The following is a 19,462-nucleotide window of genomic DNA, read 5'->3' as shown; positions in this document are numbered from 1 at the left end:
GGCCTTAAAATAATACGATCTACGTCCATACACAATCGGAATTTATGTTTGGATAATTCCAGGGTTAAATGTAGGGAGATGAGGGTTGTGGTTTGCCATGTCAATGCCCAAAGCAAGCCATGCCCTGGTTTCTTCTGGCGAAATAATTTCATCCACCCAAAGACGGGAAGCGGCATATGTAATATGTGCTTTGGCTTCGTATTTTGCCGTTATTTCGTCCAGTAAGGCTTGTTTTTCGGCCTCTCCAAGTACAATACACTTTTTTTCTGACTTTGCTACTTGAATTTGAAGTAAGGTTTTTGCTGCTTGGGCGCCGCCCATCACGGCAATTTTTGCGGTAGGCCAGGCAAGCATCAACCTTGGATCATATGCCCGTCCGCACATGGCATAATTTCCGGCACCATATGAATTCCCAATAACAACAGTAAATTTGGGGACAATGGAATTTGCCACAGCATTAACCATTTTTGCACCGTCCTTGATGATGCCACCTTGCTCGGCGCGAGAGCCGACCATAAATCCAGTAACATCCTGCAAAAAAACCAATGGAATTCTTTTTTGGTTGCAATTCATAATAAATCGAGCTGCCTTGTCTGCGGAATCGGAATAGATAACCCCACCCACTTGCATTTCTCCTTTGCCCGATCGTGTGATTTTGCGTTGGTTGGCCACAATCCCCACACTCCACCCTTCGATTTTCGCATATCCACAAAGTAAACTCTTGCCGTAATCTGCCTTATAAGGCGTCCAAGAATTTTCATCTATCAATCCCTCTAAAATAGCCTGCATATCATATGGCTGCATCGGATTTTGAGGAAGGATACTTGATAAAGTAGCCGGAGAAACTTTGGGGTCTTTAGGTTCCGTTCTTACAAATCCGGCGGTAGGCTTGCTCCCAAAATGAGAGACGAGGTTTCTAATGGTACTTAGGCACGTCGTTTCATCGGGCATCTTATAATCGGTCACACCCGAAATTTGTGAATGGGTGGTAGCCCCGCCTAAGGCTTCGTTGTCTGTCTCCTCTCCAATGGCTGCCTTAACCAGAAAAGGTCCTGCAAGGAAGACAGATCCTGTTCCATCTACGATCAATGCCTCGTCACTCATAATTGGCAAGTAGGCACCGCCGGCTACGCAACTTCCCATAATCGCGGCAATTTGTGGAATGCCCAGCGATGACATTTTCGCATTATTTCTAAAAATGCGCCCAAAGTGCTCTTTATCTGGAAAAATATCCTCTTGCATTGGTAAAAATACACCTGCTGAATCCACAAGGTAAATGATCGGTAAATGGTTTTCCATTGCCATTTCTTGGGCACGGAGGTTTTTTTTGGCCGTTATGGGAAACCAAGCACCGGCTTTGACGGTCGCATCATTCGCAACGATCACGCATAGCCGTCCAGCAATACGAGCGATACCCGTAATAACCCCACCAGCCGGACATCCCCCCTCTGCTTCATATTGTTCATATCCGGCGAAGATTCCCCATTCCGCAAATGTACCTTCATCTACAAGTAAATGAATTCGTTCTCGTGCAGAAAATTTCCCACGTGAATGTTCCTTGGATAAAGCCTTTGCGCCCCCTCCTTCTATGATTTTTGCCTTTATGGTGTTTATTTTCATTTCAATAACAGATATTAACTACGCATAGATTTTAGCATCTCCAGCAAGAATGGCCGTGGTAGCCGGGTTAGCTCATTAAATTGTCCTCCAGCATTCAAAACTTCGCCGCCATCGAGGGTTAGTACGGTACCCGTCATGTAAGAACTTGCATCCGACAACAAGAAAACCACAAGCGCTGTTAGTTCATCATGCTCGCCGAAACGGCCTAATGCAACTCGTGACCGCATTTGTTCAGCTACCTGCTCATTCGGAACCAAACGCTTCCATGCGCCCTCCGTTGGAAAAGGGCCTGGCTGTATGGCATTAAGCCGGATATTATAGAACCCCCATTCTACGGCAAGAGACTTGGTCATTGCCTCAATGCCAGCCTTAGAAACGGCACTTGGGATAACAAATGCACTGCCCGTCTGTGCATATGAGGTGGTAATAGAAACCACCGAAGCAGGTTGACTGCGTTCAATCCATTTTTTTGCCAAGGCTTGGGTGGTAAAAAATGCCCCATATAGGTTGGTTTTCACGACCGAGTCGAAGGCATTGGGCGAAATTTCGTGCGTAGGAGCAAGAAAATTTCCCGCAGCATTATTCACAAGACCATGAATAGGCCCTAATTGTGCCTCTGCCGCCGCCGCCATCTCGACGACACTTTCCGCTTCACGGATGTTACAACTAATCCCATTGGCGTTTGCGCCCAAGGCCTGCATATCTGCCACTGTTTCGGCTAGGGGCTCTGGCCTGCGCCCACAAATGGTAACAGCTGCGCCCAATTTGGCACAACGGAGGGCCATAGAACGCCCCAAGCCCGTTCCCCCTCCCGTAATCAGAATATGTTTACCCGAAAGGGCGTCAGGAGAAAAAAGTTCTTTTATCATAATGTTTACCTGAAATACATAAATTGTGCAATTGAAAAGTAGATCATCACGCCAATGATGTCGTTACTGGTGGTCACAAAAGGCCCTGTTGCTTTTGCCGGATCAATTCCATACCGATGTAACAATAGGGGTGCTCCCGAACCAATACTCGCTGCCATAAGAATACATGTCAAAAGGGAAATCCCTACGGTTTCAAAGAGCCTGAGTAAATCAGCACCAGCCATTTCTCCCCAACCAGATAACTTCAATATTAGCATTACACATCCAATCACTAGCGCGAGGGCTATTGCATTTATAAACGCGACAGAAATTTCTTTCAATAGCCGCTTTAGGATGTCGCTCGCCCAAATGTCTCCAGAGGCAATCCCTTGAACTGCAATAGCGGCACATTGAACCCCTACATTGCCAGCTGTTGAACCAATAACCGGAATGAACATCGCCAAGACAACTACTTTTTCGAGAATAGCGGTGAAATTGCCGATAACAAATGCGGAAATGAGGGAGCCTGTAAGACCAAACAGTAGCCAAGGCAAGCGGCCCCGACTTACAGCAAGAACCGAATCTCCAATTTCTTCATCTCCAAAGGAAATCCCGCTCAAACGCTGCAAGTCTTCTTCGGCTTCTTCACGAATCACATCTACCACATCGTCAATGGTGATTCGCCCAATTAATTTCCCATTGACATCAACAACCGGCAATACGGTAAGGTCATATTTCTCCATGATTCTGGCCACCTCCTCTTGATCCATTTCGGGTTGAACCGAAACAATCTCTGTTTCCATGATGGCTCTTAGTGTGGTTTGTGCAGGATTTAGTAACAATTGTTTGAGGGTCACCAATCCTTGTAATACCCCTTCATCATCCAATACATAGACCAAATAAATGGGCTCCACTTCTTCTGCCAATCGCCGTACTTCTTCGGTGGCCTCTGCAACTGTCCAGTACTGTGGCGCCGAAACCAACTCGGTGGCCATCAAGCGGCCTGCGCTGTCTTCTCCAAATTGCAGAAGGCCACGCACCTCTTCGGCATCTTCGAGCGATGTCAACACTTCTTCGGTCAATTCATCAGACAATTCCGATAGTACATCTGCGGCGTCATCCGTATCCATCTCATCCATCATCTCCACAATTTCGGATGCATCCATTTCATCCAGCAGAACAGCACGCAGCGGATAATCCAGTTCTGGTAAGACATCTGCCCGCTGGTTTGCAGGTAACCAATCAAAAAGTTGCCGTGCCTCCTCTTTTTCGAGGCGCTCAATAAGCATGGCCAGGTCAGCATAATGCAGATCTAAAACAATATTCAAGACCATACCCATCTCTTTTTTTGAGATAAGGTCTTCAATATCCTCGATCAATTGATGATCAACTTCAGGAAGCCCGAAGCGGTCTTCATTCGTCTGTGCCATACAGATAACAAACTTATGTATTCAAAGAAAGCGCAACGGCTAAGTTGACAAAATCGTTTGGCATAAGATCTTCTGCCCGCAATCCAGCCCATTTTTCTGGAACCTGCCCCAATGAATGCAGGCTGTTCCGTAAGGTTTTTCGCCTTTGGTTAAAGGCCGTCCGAATCACTTGCCGAAGATACGCTGCTGGAATTGGAAGTTGGCGTTCAGAGGGTGAATAAAAGTTTAATGCAATAACGGCGCTATTTACTTCTGGTTTAGGATAGAACACGCTTGGTGGAACCTTAAACAAAACCTCAGGCCGGGCACATAATTGCGTCGCAACACTCAAAATGCCATATGCCTTGGAATTGGGCGGGGCTACTAAGCGTTGGGCCACTTCATATTGCATCATCAATACAGCCCGCTTTACCATTGGTGCATGATCTATCAGAGAAAATAAAATAGGAGTTGTAATGTAGTAAGGTAGGTTTCCAACCACAAAAAGTGGATATCCAGAAGCCAATGCCTCCCACCCTGTCTCTAACACATCCTCCTGGCGCACCTCCAAGGAAGGGTATTGCTCACTTAACCATGATACAGCTCGTGGATCAACTTCAATGGCCACCATGTCCGGATACAATTCTAATAATAAAGCGGTTAGCGCTCCGGTCCCCGGCCCAATTTCAACAACTTTTGCTCCAGACGGGGCCTGCACCGCAGAAACAATTTTCCGGATGATATTCGGATCCTGTAAGAAATTTTGACCGAATCGTTTTAAGGGAACAAATGGAACTGCCACAATGATGGTGTTTGAGGTGTTGATACTGTGGGAAGATAAGGCATGTCATTAGCGGAAAGAATAATTTGCAATAACGGAATAAAAATTTAGTTCTGTATCACGGAAAAACTTGTATGCACCCTAAAGCCAAAAAAATAACAGCCATTATAAAAATAACACCTGTTTATATCTATGCTGAGTAGATGAAAGAATCTATTCTATCGCTTGACGCTTACAGCTATAAATGTCTATATTGCTAAAAATAAAATTTAATAAATACCTTCACCTAAACATGACAAAAGCAAAACATGACAATAAAAGAAGCAATCATAAAAAGCCTTTATGATTTTGGTACATTAGCAAATTCCATAGAAATTTGTGATCATATTCTGGCAAAACGATACTACGAATTTTCAGGAAAAACTCCTCACGCAACCATTTCAGCACAATTGGGTGATTTTATTAGAAATGGTGACACAAGGGTAAAACGAATCAAACAAGGTAACGGAATTTATGCGTATTACCTAACGCAAAATGAACATACCATTGGAATAGAAATTCTGAGTGGTGATTCAAATGCTTTGGTGTTAAAGCCCCGTAGTGTTAATAAATCGAAGACTTATGCTGAAAAAGATTTACATAAATTATTGAGTAGCTATCTTAAATCTACTGACACTTATTCAAAGACGATTTTCCATGAAAAATCAACTATAAAAGACAATAACCAAATTTGGACTCATCCCGATATGGTTGGAATTAAGTTCCTAAATTTACAGTCAAAAGCAAGCCAAGCGTTTCTAAAGTCCATCAACCGTATAGACACTTTCAAAATAAGTTCTTATGAACTAAAACGCGAAATTAATAGTGATAGCGAACTCAAAAAAGCATTTTTCCAAGCGGTTTCTAATTCAAGTTGGGCAAACTACGGGTATTTAGTTGCTTTTGAATTTAGCGACAACCTAAACGAAGAAATGGCACGACTCAATCAGGCATTCGGCATTGGTATCATAGAACTTAACGCAAATCCGTATGGAAGTAAAATTTTATTCCCTTCCACCTTTCGTGATTTGGATTTTAAGACGATTGACAAGCTCTGTAAGATGAATAGAGAATTTGATAAGTTCATTGAAAAAACAGAAAAATTAATGACAGCAGACGAAAAATATTTCTCTGGCGCCGAAAAGGAATTTAATGAATTCTGCGACAATTTCTTTAAATCAGATACCGAAGTTGAAAACTATTGTAGAGAAAGATATATACCCATTAACGAAGAGGATTAACCGTCTTGATGACGTAGTCAATGTATTGCCTTTATACCACACAAAGAGGAATGCTTTATCAAAGAATAAACAGAATTTGAAAGGCATTATCTCACCGGATATTACGTTTTTTCCGACTGCGGGTATAGTCCTCAAATATAAAAGCTCCCAATTGATCAAGCCCTGAATAGTACGCCCTACCTGCATTTGCCTCCGTCATTTCTTGAATAAAATGTTGAAGATAACCATCATGTGCAATCATAAATGTGGTAATGGTAATACCTTCACGTCGGCAAATAACCGCTTCGTCCAGCACCTTATTCACAATTTTCCGATCCAAACCGTATGGATTTTTATACAGTCGTCCAAATTCATGATGACAACTGGGTTTTCCATCGGTGATCATAAAAATCTGTTTATTGCGGTTTTTTCGACGGCTAAGAATCATACGTGCCCGCTGTAAACCCGCGCGCGTATTCGTGTGAAAGGGGCCTACTTGGAGGTATGGCAAATCTTTGACAGAGACTTCCCAGGCATCGTTTCCAAAGGCGACAATATCTAAAGTATCCTTGGGATAGCGCGTCATAATTAGCTCCGCCAATGCCATCGCCGTTTTCCGTGCAGGTGTGATCCGGTCTTCGCCATACAAGATCATGGAATGAGAAAGGTCAATCATTAAAACTGTAGATGTTGAAGTATGGTGATCGGACTCAAAGACCTCAAAATCTTCTTCTTTCAGTTCCCAGCCATCCGCACCTGTCCGTCGGTAGGTATTGGATAACGTGCCCGTGATATCCAAACGGTTGAGGTCATCACCAAATTGCCAAGGTGTGGTTTCAGGCTGACGCTCATCACCTTTGCCTGCACTTTGTGTTTTATGTTGGCCTGCTTTTCCAGCCCTTACATTTTTAAAAACTTCTTCCAACGATTTTTGTCGTAGCCCCCGTTCCGCCTTTTGGGTGAGGCTCATTTTTCCGTTTTGTACATCTTCTTCCAAAAGTCCTTGTCGTTTTAGGTCTTCAATTAAATTTCCTATGCCATAACGGTCATCAGTAAGCCGATATCTTTGATCCAACTCTGTTAACCATTGCAGGGCTTCTTCCACATTTCCGGCTGCTATCATCAATAATTGCTGGAACAGGTCCATCAACTTGCTTGGCGCACTTGGGGCGTCTCCATGTACCGCCTCAATCCACTGTGTGTAACGAAATAAAAAGTCTGATTTGCCGAGTGGCAACGCCTCAGATGTGTTCATTTGATTCCTCTGTATGGGTTTTGAAGAAATTCCTTTGCACGGTCCCGAGACCTTTGCACATCGGGTAACCGCATAACCAATTGGTACATTTCTTTTGCTTTGGTGCGATCTCCCATTGCATCATAGGTCATGCCTAAACGCAGTCGGCCTAACACGTGAAAGTCCGATTTTTTCTTTGCCTTGGTATCCAATAATAATAATTTTGTCGTGACCGCTTTTGCATTTCCATAATCACCTTTAAAGAGATACAGCCCACTCAAGTAATAATACGCCTGTTCAGCGATGGCAGGTGTGTATCCAGATTGTTTTCGTTCATGTCGGGCAGCCACCTCGTGGAATAATTCTTTCGCCCGCTCACTATATCCAAAATAGTTTTCGGTTCTGGCCTGCAGAATATGGTAAAAAGCATTGTTCGGATAACGAGCGCGCAGCCAGCCGATGTAATAATTTGCTCCTTCATATCGTGGCTCATAAACATAATTAATTTGGAACAGATAGTAAGCGGCTTCTGCACGCATAAATGAGCCACGGTTAAATGTGCGTTTAATCTCTTCAAGCCCTCTCTCGCGGCTCCCTCTCGGTAAAAACCACATAGCATATTTCATTGCAGGATATTTCCGAGGCAAAACATCCGCAAAATAATCATACACCCCCCATCCAAAGTAATAATCGTTGTTTTCCGGTGCAATCTGAGCAGCTCTTGTCACATAATCAACCGCTTCTTTGCCATATTTGAACGATTTAATCCATTCAGACCGATTGGCGTACAGCCTACTTCTGAAGCCTACGGCCATTCCTTTAAAGAGTACGGCATCATAGCTATTGGGATTACGGGCCAACATTCGGTCGCTTCGTTGGCTCACCTGTGTCATTTCCTGGTGAAAGACATCGTCAATGGCTGTATCACCTACATTGGCGAGAATAAGCCACCAACGCGAGAGTGCTTTAAGAAAGGGCCCTGCAGGATGCTGCGGATATTGACGCTCTATATCTGAGAAAATGCGGTCCGCCTCTGTGAAGCGCATGTCATAAGCCGCATCTACCCCCCTCATTGCGCGTTGTACAAAGAGTGAATCTTTCATCAGGTCTTGGGCTTGTATGCTCCACCCAAAGAAAAAGAAAAAGAACCACAGTGAGCGGCGTATATGATGCCTCATATGTGTTAGAATAAAAAAGGATGAATGGTATATGCCTAAAGCCGCGTAACGGTTCCACTTAATGCGGCCAAAGGCCCATCTTCCTGCATCCACCAAATTTCGCCAGCAGTTTGGACTTCTTTGCGGAAGACCAGAATAAATCCCTTCCGGTAAGCATCATTTACATCCGGCTTTTTGACCGCTTCAAAAGCTGCTTTACTGGTATAAATTTGCAGGTTTGAGGGGCCGAGTTTTGTTACAACGGCTTTTACAAGACCAACATAGGCTTCTTTGGTGTGGATACCTGGCACCAAAAGGGCAACCGCCTTTCCCATAGGCGTTTCGGTTTCCGAAATCACTTCATAATCAGGCAAGGAAAGAGACCCCTTCTGACCGAATGAAACGGGTTTTTCTTTGCATCCAGTCACAAAAATGAGGAGCCAGAAAATTAATAAAGGGGTGTAAAGCGGGTTTCTCATCTTTTTTCCTCTAAGATACAAAAAAAGCAGCCCCGGAAAGAGGGCTGCTTCATTAGCTCATAGACTCAGCATACATCAATCATCAAACCTGAGGTTACCAAGTCCCGCAATTTCACCGAGGGTAGCAGGGCCGCTGGTGCCCGCATTTGCCTGATACTCCTCCAATGCTTTACGCTCTTGGCTCTTCTCTTTGTCTTTTTCTGCATCCTGTGCTTCTTTCTCCGCTTGTTTGGCCGCTTGGAGGATGGCCTTTTCGCTTAAAATAATGCGCTTATCCGCTTTATTGAATTCAATCACCCGCACCGTAAGCAGATCGCCCGGTTTGTAAGATTCTTCAGGATTCTTGGCAGGTTTTGCCAAATGCCCGGCGGGAATAAAGGCTTCCACATCGAGTGGCATTTCTACAATAACCCCGTTTTCATTAAAACGAACAACTTTCACTTCGACATCCGTTCCAACGGCATACGCATTTTCAAATTGGCTCCACGGATCGGTCGAGACCTGCTTATGTCCTAAAGAGAGGCGGCGGTTTTGTTGGTCAATGTCCAAGACCACCACATCAATCTCATCTCCTTTTTTAACCACTTCTCCAGGATGACGAATCTTCTTTGTCCAAGACAAGTCAGAAACGTGTACCAAGCCATCTACACCTGCTTCAATTTCAACAAATACCCCGAAGTTGGTCAGGTTGCGTACAACCCCTTTGGTAACGGTTCCAGCCGGGAAACGCGCTTCAATCTCGGTCCAAGGATCGGGTTCGAGTTGCTTCATTCCCAATGAAATCTTTCTATTTTCGGAATCTATACTTAGGATTTTAACCTTTACATCGTCACCTAAGGAGACCATTTGGGTGGGGTGCTTGATGTGTTGTCGCCAGCTCATTTCGCTGATATGCACCAATCCTTCAATCCCTTTATCTAATTCCACAAATGCGCCATAATCAGTGATCGAAACCACTTTTCCTTCCACATCTTGGCTTTCTTTGAAGTTCTCTGCAATCTGATCCCACGGATGGGCTTGCAATTGCTTCATCCCAAGGGAGATACGGTGACGGTCTTTGTCGTAATCCAACACAACCACCTGAATCTTTTGATCTAATTCAACGACCTCACTGGGGTGCGAGACCCGCCCCCATGAAAGGTCGGTAATATGCAGGAGGCCATCCACACCACCAAGATCAATAAACACACCAAAGTCGGTAATGTTTTTGACGGTTCCTTCCAGAACCTGGCCTGGTTCCATCTTATCTAGAATGCGCGAACGTTGGTTTTCAAGGTCTTTTTCAATAAGCGCCTTATGGGACACAACCACGTTGCCATTTTGCTCGTTCAACTTCACAATTTTGAATTCCATGCGTTTGTCAAGATACGCATCGAAGTCCCGAACGGGGCGAACATCAATTTGTGAACCGGGCAAAAAGGCTTCCTTTCCGAAGAGATCTACAATCATACCACCTTTAATCCGGCGGATAATCAGACCTTCGATCACTTCATCATTCTTGAAGGCTTCGTCAATCCGTTGCCAACGACGCAATTCAGTGGCACGGCGACGTGACAACATAGGCTGGCCTTGACGGTCTTCGAGTCTTTCGAGGAAAACATCCACATCGTCTCCAATGGCAATTGGGCCATCAAATTCGTTTTTGGAAACCACCCCGTCCGATTTAAAACCGATATCTACTACCACGTCTTTTTCGCCAATACTGACGACTTTACCGGTCAGGATATCCCCTTCCGTGAAGTCCACTTTGATCGGGTCATATTGAGCGAGCATTTCCAAAAAGGCCCTGTCTGCATCACTCTTCTCCTCATCCAAAGCATTCAGTTCGTCAAGGTTATAAACCCGTCCTTCTCGCTTGCCATAATACCCTTTCTTTACCGTCTTGGGTGCAACCGGACGCAAGACTTCGTCCATACTGGCGGCATCTGCCAATCCGGTATCTTCTGTAGCAGGTACGATTTCTGCTATGGGTGCATCTTCCACCACCATTTCGGCAACGGGTGCAGATTCCACCGCAGCGTCATCCGTTGTTGCAACTACTTCGTTTGTGGCGTCCTGCACGCTTTCGGCTTCGGCAGGTTGAACATTGTTTAGTTCATCACTCATAAAAACTTTCGGGCATCAAGGACTTTCCTTTACAGGCGAGACAGTCTTGGGCACCCTTCTCCTACATTGCTCCCGTTTGTGCGTATCCCGAACGACAACATACGGGGTTTAAAGGTTTATAAAACAGTGAATTAAGTTGTTTTCAATTTTGCTTCCGCAATCACCCGATTTACTTGCTCATCAATACCGAGTGCTGTGGTGTCTAACACAATGGCATCTTCTGCTTTTCGGAGCGGCGCCATTGCCCTCGTGCTATCCTGCGCATCTCGTGACTCGATTTCTAATCGTATCGCTTCAAAATCAGCCTCTATGCCTTTTGCATTCATCTCAGCAACGCGCCGCTTTGCACGAATTTTGGGGTCTGCGGTCAAAAAAATCTTCAGATCCGCCTCTGGAAATACCACGGTTCCAATATCTCGTCCATCCAAAACCACTCCTCCGTTCTGAATTAGCTGCTTCTGTGCGGTCTGGCGTTGCAGGACAACCAATTTATTTCGGACGATGGCCTGTGTAGCCACTTTACTTGCCATTCCGGTCACTTGCCGTGTTCGTATCTTAGACGTCACATTCTGACCAGAAACCCATACCTGCATTTCGTCAACTGCTGGCGTTACAGCCAACTCCAATTCCTCTACAAAAGTAGAAAAGGCCACGTCTTCTATGTCCAAATCAGCCGCTAAACAAGCATACGCAATTGCCCGATACATGGCACCCGTATCCAAATAAAGGAGTCCCAAGGCTTTTGCAACCAATTTTGCAGTCGTACTTTTTCCGGAACCTGCAGGTCCATCAATGGCGATAATCAAGATTTCATATTTTTTACAGCCTGAGAATATACAAAAAAGCCTGCTTCTTATCAGGAGCAGGCAAATAATTACCTAAATTCTTCACTTTTAAGGATTGGAACCATAGGTCTTGCTTACAACGTCTATGGCATTCGGAAAACGAAACGGCCCTAATGGGGTCTGAATGGTAGGTCGGGCACTGAGTCTAAGGTTTACGGGATTATCTCCAGACCCTATGAGGTTTTTTACAAGTTCAACAAGATTTTGGGCATTTCCTTCAACAAAGTCCACGGCATTAAGCTTAATTTGGACCGGAATGTCCACACGTTGGCCCGCAGGCAACGAAATGGGCTGATTTAGAAGCCCTGACACAGTTTCTTTGTTTTGTAGAAAAAGAGTCCACTCCATTGTAGAGAGCTTTGCCGTGACGGGTAAATTTTGAGGAGCCTCGGCAGCCACATGCAGGTTAAAAGAAAGTGGTACATCACGCCTTGCAATGGCTTGTGTGACACGCAAAAGGTCTAAAGCACCAAGATCGCGTGCGGACTTGAGGTTAAGTACATCAATACCAGCAAGTCGTACATCACTTACCCGGTCTAGGTCAAACTTCATCAGTTTAAGGCTGGACAACTGTTGTAGATTCTGGCAAGCTGGCAGCGAGATTAACCAGATGAACAGCATCAGGAGGCTACTTCTTCTAAGTATGTATTTTTTCATTTGCTTTAACTTTAATGATGAAAGAGAAAATAGGGCTTAAAGCTCAACCCCAACCCGTCAAAGAGACAAATTTATTGCGCAAATTAAACCATGCTGAAATTCCAAGGCCGTCTTTGTCCGAAATTTCTTCGTTACGGCGACATCCAGTCGTGGCTGTCTTAGACAATATACGATCGGTTCATAATGTTGGCGCTATTTTCCGAACCTCCGATGCCCTGCTCGTAGAGCATCTGTACCTTTGTGGAATAACGGCCACCCCAGATACGCATCCAGACATTCAGAAAACGGCCTTAGGGGCACAGGATACGGTTCCTTGGTCCTACCATTCTGAAACGTCTCTTGTTTTGCAAAATCTACGGGAACGCAGTTATACTATTGCCGCTTTAGAAATTGCCAATGTATCGCGTTTGGTTCAAGACATACAACAAGAAGAATTTCCCATGGCTTTGGTGGTAGGCCACGAAGTTTTTGGGGTCTCCGATGCGGCCATGTGCCAGTGCGATTTTGCCCTCGAACTCCCACAGTTTGGTGTAAAACAATCTCTAAATGTCTCAGTTGCTTATGGGATTGCTTTATACGGGCTGGCACACCAACTAAAACTATTGTAGGATCACGGATTTTCTCGGTAACAGCGCAAGAGCGCATTGGCGGCAACACTCGGAACCGTTCTACCTTCTTTTACGGCTTGTTCGTATGTTGGGAAAGTTTCGCGAATGGCGGGATGGTGATAAAAGTGGCCTTTCAACGCATTTTCGACGATCTGATGTAGCCAAAAGGCCGATTGTTCGGTTCGTTTTAAAGCCAGCCAACCGTTTTTTTGCATACATTCGTGGTGCGCAAGAATCATGTCCCAAACCTCATCAATTCCTGTTCCTTCCAAAGCCGAACATGTTTTCACTTTGGGGGACCAGCCAGAATCGTTTTCTCTGAACAAATGGAGTGCACGTTTGTAGGAGATACGTGCCGCCTCTGCAGCCGTTTTGTTACTTCCATCAGCTTTATTAATCACAACACCATCCGCCAGTTCCATAATCCCCCTTTTAATACCTTGCAACTCATCTCCTGCACCAGCCAGCATCAGCAGCAGGAAAAAATCTACCATAGATGCAACCTGTGTCTCGGATTGTCCGACCCCGACGGTTTCCACGAAAACCACATCGAAACCAGCCGCCTCGCACAATAACATCACTTCACGGGTTTTGGGCGCTACTCCACCCAATGCCCCACCAGAAGAAGTGGGCCTAATAAACGCATTGGGATGATTCGATAAGGCTTCCATGCGGGTCTTATCGCCCAAAATACTCCCCCGTGTTTTTTCACTACGTGGGTCTATGGCCAAAACAGCTACTCGATGACCGCGAGACGCCACATACAATCCAACAGCTTCGATAAAAGTACTTTTCCCAACACCCGGAACCCCGGAAATACCAACCCGAATACCCTTACCTGTATGTGGAACACACCGCTCCAATACTCGCTGCCCCAAGTCTTGATGAGCCGCCGAGGTACTTTCCATTAAGGTAATCGCACGACTTAAAATCATTCGGTTTCCCGAAAGAATGCCCTCACAAAAGGCATCAACATCTGGCAAAGGTAGTCTCATATTCGGAAAATAATGGCTTATTTTTGTCAGAAAATAGCGCCTTTCCGCCCAAACGCGACGTTAAGAATTAAAAAAACGACAAGAAAAGTAGTCTAAAGAAAAAGGGCAAGTCCGTTGAAAGCCTGACCGCCCTGTAGTTTTTCCATTTTCCCTTAACACCCATGTCAGCTATTACGCCCTCGTTATCGAATCCCAAAACACCAACCACCTTGTTTGCGTAATTGGTCTGCAACCTGACGACGTGCAGCCTTTACATTGATCACAGGCATTTGCGTATAACCTTCGATGCCAGCCAGAATGTCCTCAAGCAACCCTGCTTCAGCAAAAGCAGATAAGGCATCTGTTGCCAAGTTGCGGCATTTGCGGGATGCCTCCAATAAAACCAAATCCAGCATGGCTTCATAGACCGAGAAATTTTCCTCTGGCTTAATCTGATGCAATTTTTCAATCCTCAATAAAACCGATTCTGTGGTATATATTTCGGTAATGATGTCTGAGAGATTCATGAGGATTTCCTGCTCTTCTTTCAGATTCAACTTGCCTTCTGTCTGTGCTGTCAGTGCATGACCAATGGTAAGCAAAAATACCTTCTTCAGTTGGGCCACCTGGAATTGTGCTGCGGCATATCGTTCTTTAGGGCGGTTAGTACCCAAATGACCCGACAACACCTCGTCTTGTACCTCAAAAATAGGGGTTAACAAATCTATTTCGCCTTTCATAAAACGACGAAGCAACATATCCACCATCAATAAGCGGTTGATTTCATTCGTACCCTCAAATATGCGGTTAATCCGGCTATCGCGATATGCCCTTGCAGCAGGATATTCTTCACTGAAGCCAATCCCACCATGTATTTGCACATTTTCGTCCACGCAATAATCTAAGACTTCTGACCCCAAGATTTTAAGAATGGAGCACTCGATGGCGTATTCCTCTGCAGCGTCCAACATTGCTTCGGTATATGATTTTCCCGAAGCAACAGAGGCCTCTTTTTGTAAGTGCATTTGGTTGGAGACGCGGTAAATGGCGCTCTCGCTGGCAAAAATTCGTGTGGCCATTTCACCTAACTTATACTGAATCGCACCAAAATTACCAATGGGTTGCCCAAACTGAAAACGCTCACTGGCATAACGAGTGGCTTCAGTAAGGACACCTTTACTACCTCCCGTGCAAAGTACGCCCAATTTATACCGACCGATATTGAGCACATTAAAAGCGATTAGATGGCCTTTCCCAATTTCTCCCAGCACTTGATCTACAGCAACCGCCACATTCTCGAAAAATACCTGACGTGTAGAAGACCCCTTGATCCCCATTTTGTCTTCTTCCGCACCCAAAGTGAGCCCCGCAGATTCTTTTTCTACAATAAAACCGGTAAACTTCTCCCCATCTATTTTTGCAAATACAATAAATACATCTGCAAATCCGGAGTTGGTGATCCACATTTTCTGGCCATTGAGTATATAATGGGAACCATCATCACTTAAGACAGCATGGGTTTTGGCTGCCAAGGCATCCGAGCCACTTGCTGGTTCTGTAAGACAATAAGCGGCTTTTAGTTCACCAGAAATTAACCCAGGTAAATATTTTTCTTTCTGTACATCGGTGCCAAAATATAGAATGGGCAACATCCCGATCCCTGTATGGGCAGCTAAGGCAACACTGAAAGAGCCTGCAGGCCCCATTACATCTGCTATCAAGGTATTGGTATTGGTATCCAAGGCTGTTCCACCATACATTTCGGGCATGTGTGCCCCCAATAACCCAAGTTCTCCCATTTTCCTAAGCAATTCGGGTGTAACTCCTTCAGCCTGCTTTTCGATCTTTTCCCGCTGGGGGAACACTTCTTGCTCCAAAAAATCTTTGGTCATCTGCAAGATCATCTGTTGTTCTTCGTTGATTTCCTCCGGAATAAAAACCTCCTCTGGAGCGCCAGAAACGGTTAAAAACATTCCTCCTTTCAGAAGTTCAGCGGTTGGGGCTGTCTGCATCATGATCGTATTGGATAAGCGGTGGAAAATGAAAAAATCTATACAACTTTGTGCCCCTCGAACGGGTTGTTCGTGTATGAAAGGGCTTTTTGGACAATTTAACGCAATGCGGCACAACAAGTTAACAGTGTTAAGATGAATTTAACAAGAATACAAATTAAAAAAGAAAGGGAGTAAATATGCTAATCTTGGGTTATCCGAAAATGGCCCGTCTGCTTCCAAAGAAATAAGGCATCATTCTCGACCGTTCCAAATCCATAATTGTGTACCACCATGAGCCGATCCCCTTTCGCAATCCGGTTTGTAACAAGGCCAATGTGGGTGAGGCTTGGTGGGATGATCCAAGTGACAATATCACCAGGTTTATAATGACGTGCTTCTTGGGATACAGGTATTTCCCAGCCTTTTCGCTGAAAAAACCGCACTAAATTGGGTACACGGCGATGGTCTATGTTTGGATCGGGCCTGGACATGTTCCAAAGTTGGGGATATTTTCCAAAACTTTTTCGCATGTCTTCGTGTACTTCTTTTTGGAGGTCTATGTTAATAGACCGCAATGCGCGAATCAGCACATCCGAACAGACCCCGGTGTGAATCGGTACATCTCCATTAGGATAAGACAACGTCCGATAAGCGGGATCATATCCAGTTGTATGGCCAATTTGTTGAAGCGCTGCTGTAATGAGTCGTTCTACAACAGGATCTGTAATGGCTACACGCCGAATAGGAGCAGCGGCAGGAGCAGTATCAGCCTCGTCTTGTGGATCATCTTTTGATTCTGGAAAACATCCCGTACCGGATACTAACAAAAGCGCCATAATCGCCGCTGCTGCATTTCTTTTCATCTAATCACCCAAGCTAAACCGTCATTTCGTTTTCCTAACATGGGTAATAGACAGTGTTTTGGTAAATGTTTCTCCGTGGATTCGCAAGAAATACGTGCCTTGCGCCAGTCCATTGAGATTCATGCTTTTTCGGTAGCGAACCAGTGGAGAGACTTCTTGTGAGCCGGCGGAAAGCAGTTGGCGCCCCTGTAGGTCCAACACCTGAAAATCAATTCGTTGTTGCTTCGCCACCGTCACCTCAACTGTTAGGTGTTCACCGAAAGGATTGGGGTAAACCCCGCCAATCTGATAACCCTCTGGAAGATTAGAAACTTCGATGCGTTGGGTGGATGTATAGGAGGCCAAACCATTTTTATCCACTTTTTTTAGCCGAAAAAAATAGGTTCCAAGGGCCAACTCGCCTGGCTGATAATTGTAGGTGGCCCCGGTTTCTGGCGTCCCTTTGGCGGGCAAGAAGGCCATAGACCGAAACATTCCCATTTCGGGGCCTCCTCCTTGCTGTGTTAATTCTGCAATTTCAACCCAAAAACCATCGAAATTTGGTTCTGAAGTGGTTTCCCATTTTAATGCTACGCGCTGATTTTCGAAAACGCTGGTAAAGGAAGTGAGGGTAACCGGAAGGGGTACAGAACAAGTAGGTTGGGGATCAAAAATTAACATCACAATAACGGTCCCCATATTCATGCCAGAGAAGCCAAATGGGTTATACGCAGCATGATTCGCAACTGCAAAACCCAGAAATCCTTCCGAAGATGAAGTCCCGTAGTTGTTATCAAACCCTGTTGTATCTCCTGCACTGCCACCCAACTGGTAATCTTGGATCAAAACCAACCTGCGATGCCCCCAAGCAGAGCCTTTGTCTTCATAAATCCATCCAAAAATAGCACGTTCAATGGGCATAGGATTTGAAGAACCCGAACTCCAGAACGCCGCAAGATTCTCGGAGTAGGCGATAAACTCTCTACAGTTTGCTGGGATCGTATTCTCAACCCGCGTAAAGGGATCTAATCCTAATGGGTGTGCCGGAGTTGCATTATGCGCAAATTGGTTGACCGAGATTAAATAATCGGCATAAGACTGGGCTGTGTTTGTAAGTTCATCATTTATGCCTTCCAACGGCAGACCCTTCACGGCCATTCCACCATAGTTGACATTAGCACGAGCGGTTCTTTCTGCATTCACCAAAAAGAATCCTTTTTCGTTAAAACTCATTGCATCCCAAACGGACTGAGAGGGCATAGTGAGGTTGCCCAGTATGTTACTGGTAAGCCCCAACTGTGTTTCTTCCCCCCTTCGGCCAGCATTAAATGCATTAGAAATATCCGTAACCGTAGAAGTTCCAGCGCTCCAAGTAATATCGTCTATTAAATCTGGCGGCGACTGGGCAAAAACAAAGGCAAAAAAGGTACTTGCAAATATGAACAAGGAAGATATTATTTTCAGCATAGGATAACGTGTTTTTAGGTATTCAGCTATATTTATATCATTGGTATAAACCTGTATTATTAGGTTTAGTTACATTGTAAAATGCAGTATTACATAAAAAATTAGACCTTATGACACCTAATTTTTTACGTGCTTAGAAATATAAATAAATATAAAAACACATACAAGACTTTTATCAGTAATTGCTCATTCTTTCTTTTGAGGTGCAAATGCTAGCTTCAAATAACCGCCTCGAGCATTGGCATCGGTCACAACACTGGGCATTCCATTAATAAGGTCAAGCGTTGGTTCATGAATGTGTCCGCTTATCGTAGCCAATACATTTGGTGCTTGGGTCACCTCCGTATAGAACTGAATGGTTGTTGCAGAATGCCCTTCTTCAGGCCACCGTTCGCGCCGCTCCAACTGATAGCTGCGATCATTTTGAGCATTCCAATCAGGATGCCCACAACCATACCCCACTTTTCGCCCCATCGCATACAAAGGGATGTGCATCATCAAAACGGTTGGTTTTCCAGAATGAAGTGCGCTCCTTGTGAAAGCGAGTTGTTCCGGCAAGATTTCATAATAAGAATTATCAAGCAAAACAAACTGTACACCTGCAACCTCCCGAACTTGCATCAGTGGATTTTCCCCTTGGTATAACCGGAGCAAGCGATTATTCACCCATGAACGCCTCAACAATTCTAAAGAACCTTCCATGCCTTCATAGTGCCAGTCATGATTTCCAGCCACATAGACATAGGGGAGTTGGCTTTCTTTTAGTTGTGCTTCAGCCCATTCGATTGCAGCTTCGGACGGAAAACTAAAAATATCGCCCAGGAGCGCCACAAATGCAACCTGTTCCTGACGTGCAATGGCGAGTGTTTCGAGAAAACATGTTTCCGGATTCGTGACACTTCCCGTCTTCACATGTCGCGTTTGGTTGTACGCTTTAGCCATTCGGCCACTAAACGCTTTGAACGGCGTCCCTCTGTCATCATCACGAAACAAGTGGGTATCTGCCATCACCAATACCTTAAAAGGCTCTTTAATCTGGTCGTGATAGAACGTTAGTTGGTTCCCATCTTGCGAAAAAGCACCCCGATTGATCTTGCCCGCAATAGAACTTTTGGCTAAAAACCCCAAACCGGAAGCGGCAGCACCGATGGCCATCAGAACGTTACGTCTTTTCATCTTTTC

The 19,462-nt window shown here is 44.9% G+C and carries 17 protein-coding genes; 2 read left to right on the top strand and 15 right to left on the bottom strand.

Annotated features, from left to right (window positions below):
• Positions 1–42: 42 nt before the first annotated feature.
• From JNN12_04380 to rsmA, 4 genes are read right to left on the bottom strand one after another with little or no spacing between them, the layout of a single operon-like run.
• The gene (locus JNN12_04380) at positions 43–1,620 is read right to left on the bottom strand and encodes an acyl-CoA carboxylase subunit beta (GenBank protein MBL7977555.1); all 1,578 of its coding nucleotides are present in this window, start codon (positions 1,618–1,620) and stop codon (positions 43–45) included.
• Positions 1,621–1,634: 14 nt separating this feature from the next.
• On the bottom strand, positions 1,635–2,486 hold the full coding sequence (locus JNN12_04375; protein MBL7977554.1) for an SDR family oxidoreductase: 852 nt from the start codon (positions 2,484–2,486) through the stop codon (positions 1,635–1,637).
• A gap of 8 nt (positions 2,487–2,494) precedes the next feature.
• Entirely contained in the window at positions 2,495–3,898 is a 1,404-nt protein-coding gene (gene mgtE / locus JNN12_04370; protein ID MBL7977553.1) for a magnesium transporter, read from the bottom strand.
• 13 nt (positions 3,899–3,911) lie between these two features.
• A complete protein-coding gene (gene rsmA / locus JNN12_04365) occupies positions 3,912–4,679 on the bottom strand; it encodes a ribosomal RNA small subunit methyltransferase A (GenBank protein MBL7977552.1) in 768 nt (255 codons plus the stop codon).
• Between the two features lie 287 nt (positions 4,680–4,966).
• On the opposite strand from rsmA, the gene JNN12_04360 reads away from it, so the two are divergent.
• Positions 4,967–5,938 (top strand): hypothetical protein, encoded by a 972-nt coding sequence (locus tag JNN12_04360; GenBank protein ID MBL7977551.1) that lies wholly within the window; start codon positions 4,967–4,969, stop codon positions 5,936–5,938.
• A 91-nt stretch (positions 5,939–6,029) separates the two neighbouring features.
• On the opposite strand, the gene JNN12_04355 is transcribed toward JNN12_04360, so the two are convergent.
• From JNN12_04355 to JNN12_04330, 6 genes are all read right to left on the bottom strand, one after another.
• A complete protein-coding gene (locus JNN12_04355) occupies positions 6,030–7,172 on the bottom strand; it encodes a hypothetical protein (protein MBL7977550.1) in 1,143 nt (380 codons plus the stop codon).
• Entirely contained in the window at positions 7,169–8,254 is a 1,086-nt protein-coding gene (locus JNN12_04350) for a hypothetical protein (protein ID MBL7977549.1), read from the bottom strand. Before JNN12_04350 ends, JNN12_04355 begins: the two co-directional genes overlap by 4 nt.
• 110 nt (positions 8,255–8,364) lie before the next feature.
• A complete protein-coding gene (locus JNN12_04345; protein MBL7977548.1) occupies positions 8,365–8,787 on the bottom strand; it encodes a hypothetical protein in 423 nt (140 codons plus the stop codon).
• Positions 8,788–8,862: 75 nt separating this feature from the next.
• A complete protein-coding gene (gene rpsA, locus JNN12_04340; GenBank protein MBL7977547.1) occupies positions 8,863–10,893 on the bottom strand; it encodes a 30S ribosomal protein S1 in 2,031 nt (676 codons plus the stop codon).
• Between the two features lie 131 nt (positions 10,894–11,024).
• A complete protein-coding gene (locus tag JNN12_04335) occupies positions 11,025–11,699 on the bottom strand; it encodes a (d)CMP kinase (protein MBL7977546.1) in 675 nt (224 codons plus the stop codon).
• Between the two features lie 87 nt (positions 11,700–11,786).
• Positions 11,787–12,395, bottom strand: coding sequence for an LEA type 2 family protein (locus JNN12_04330; GenBank protein MBL7977545.1), 609 nt, complete (start codon positions 12,393–12,395; stop codon positions 11,787–11,789).
• Between the two features lie 74 nt (positions 12,396–12,469).
• Between JNN12_04330 and JNN12_04325 the strand changes: the two genes are divergently transcribed.
• Complete coding sequence (locus JNN12_04325; GenBank protein MBL7977544.1) at positions 12,470–13,003, top strand: RNA methyltransferase; 534 nt, start codon at positions 12,470–12,472, stop codon at positions 13,001–13,003.
• A 2-nt stretch (positions 13,004–13,005) separates the two neighbouring features.
• Here the strand turns inward: JNN12_04325 and meaB are convergent, their stop codons facing one another.
• The 5 genes from meaB to JNN12_04300 all read right to left on the bottom strand — a co-directional run bounded on the left by meaB (position 13,006) and on the right by JNN12_04300 (position 19,456).
• Complete coding sequence (meaB, locus tag JNN12_04320) at positions 13,006–13,998, bottom strand: methylmalonyl Co-A mutase-associated GTPase MeaB (GenBank protein ID MBL7977543.1); 993 nt, start codon at positions 13,996–13,998, stop codon at positions 13,006–13,008.
• A 182-nt stretch (positions 13,999–14,180) separates the two neighbouring features.
• Positions 14,181–15,992, bottom strand: a complete 1,812-nt coding sequence (locus JNN12_04315) for an acyl-CoA dehydrogenase family protein (protein ID MBL7977542.1) — start codon at positions 15,990–15,992, stop codon at positions 14,181–14,183.
• Between the two features lie 179 nt (positions 15,993–16,171).
• On the bottom strand, positions 16,172–16,834 hold the full coding sequence (locus tag JNN12_04310) for a DUF1287 domain-containing protein (protein ID MBL7977541.1): 663 nt from the start codon (positions 16,832–16,834) through the stop codon (positions 16,172–16,174).
• A gap of 21 nt (positions 16,835–16,855) precedes the next feature.
• Positions 16,856–18,280 carry a T9SS type A sorting domain-containing protein gene (locus JNN12_04305; protein MBL7977540.1) on the bottom strand — a complete coding sequence of 475 codons (1,425 nt, stop codon included), beginning with the start codon at positions 18,278–18,280 and terminating at the stop codon, positions 16,856–16,858.
• Between the two features lie 186 nt (positions 18,281–18,466).
• A complete protein-coding gene (locus JNN12_04300; GenBank protein MBL7977539.1) occupies positions 18,467–19,456 on the bottom strand; it encodes a metallophosphoesterase in 990 nt (329 codons plus the stop codon).
• Positions 19,457–19,462: the final 6 nt, after the last annotated feature.

The organism is Bacteroidetes Order II. bacterium (genome assembly GCA_016788705.1).
GTDB lineage: Bacteria > Bacteroidota > Rhodothermia > Rhodothermales > UBA2364 > UBA2364.
This window is presented reverse-complemented; position numbering and strand designations above follow the sequence as displayed.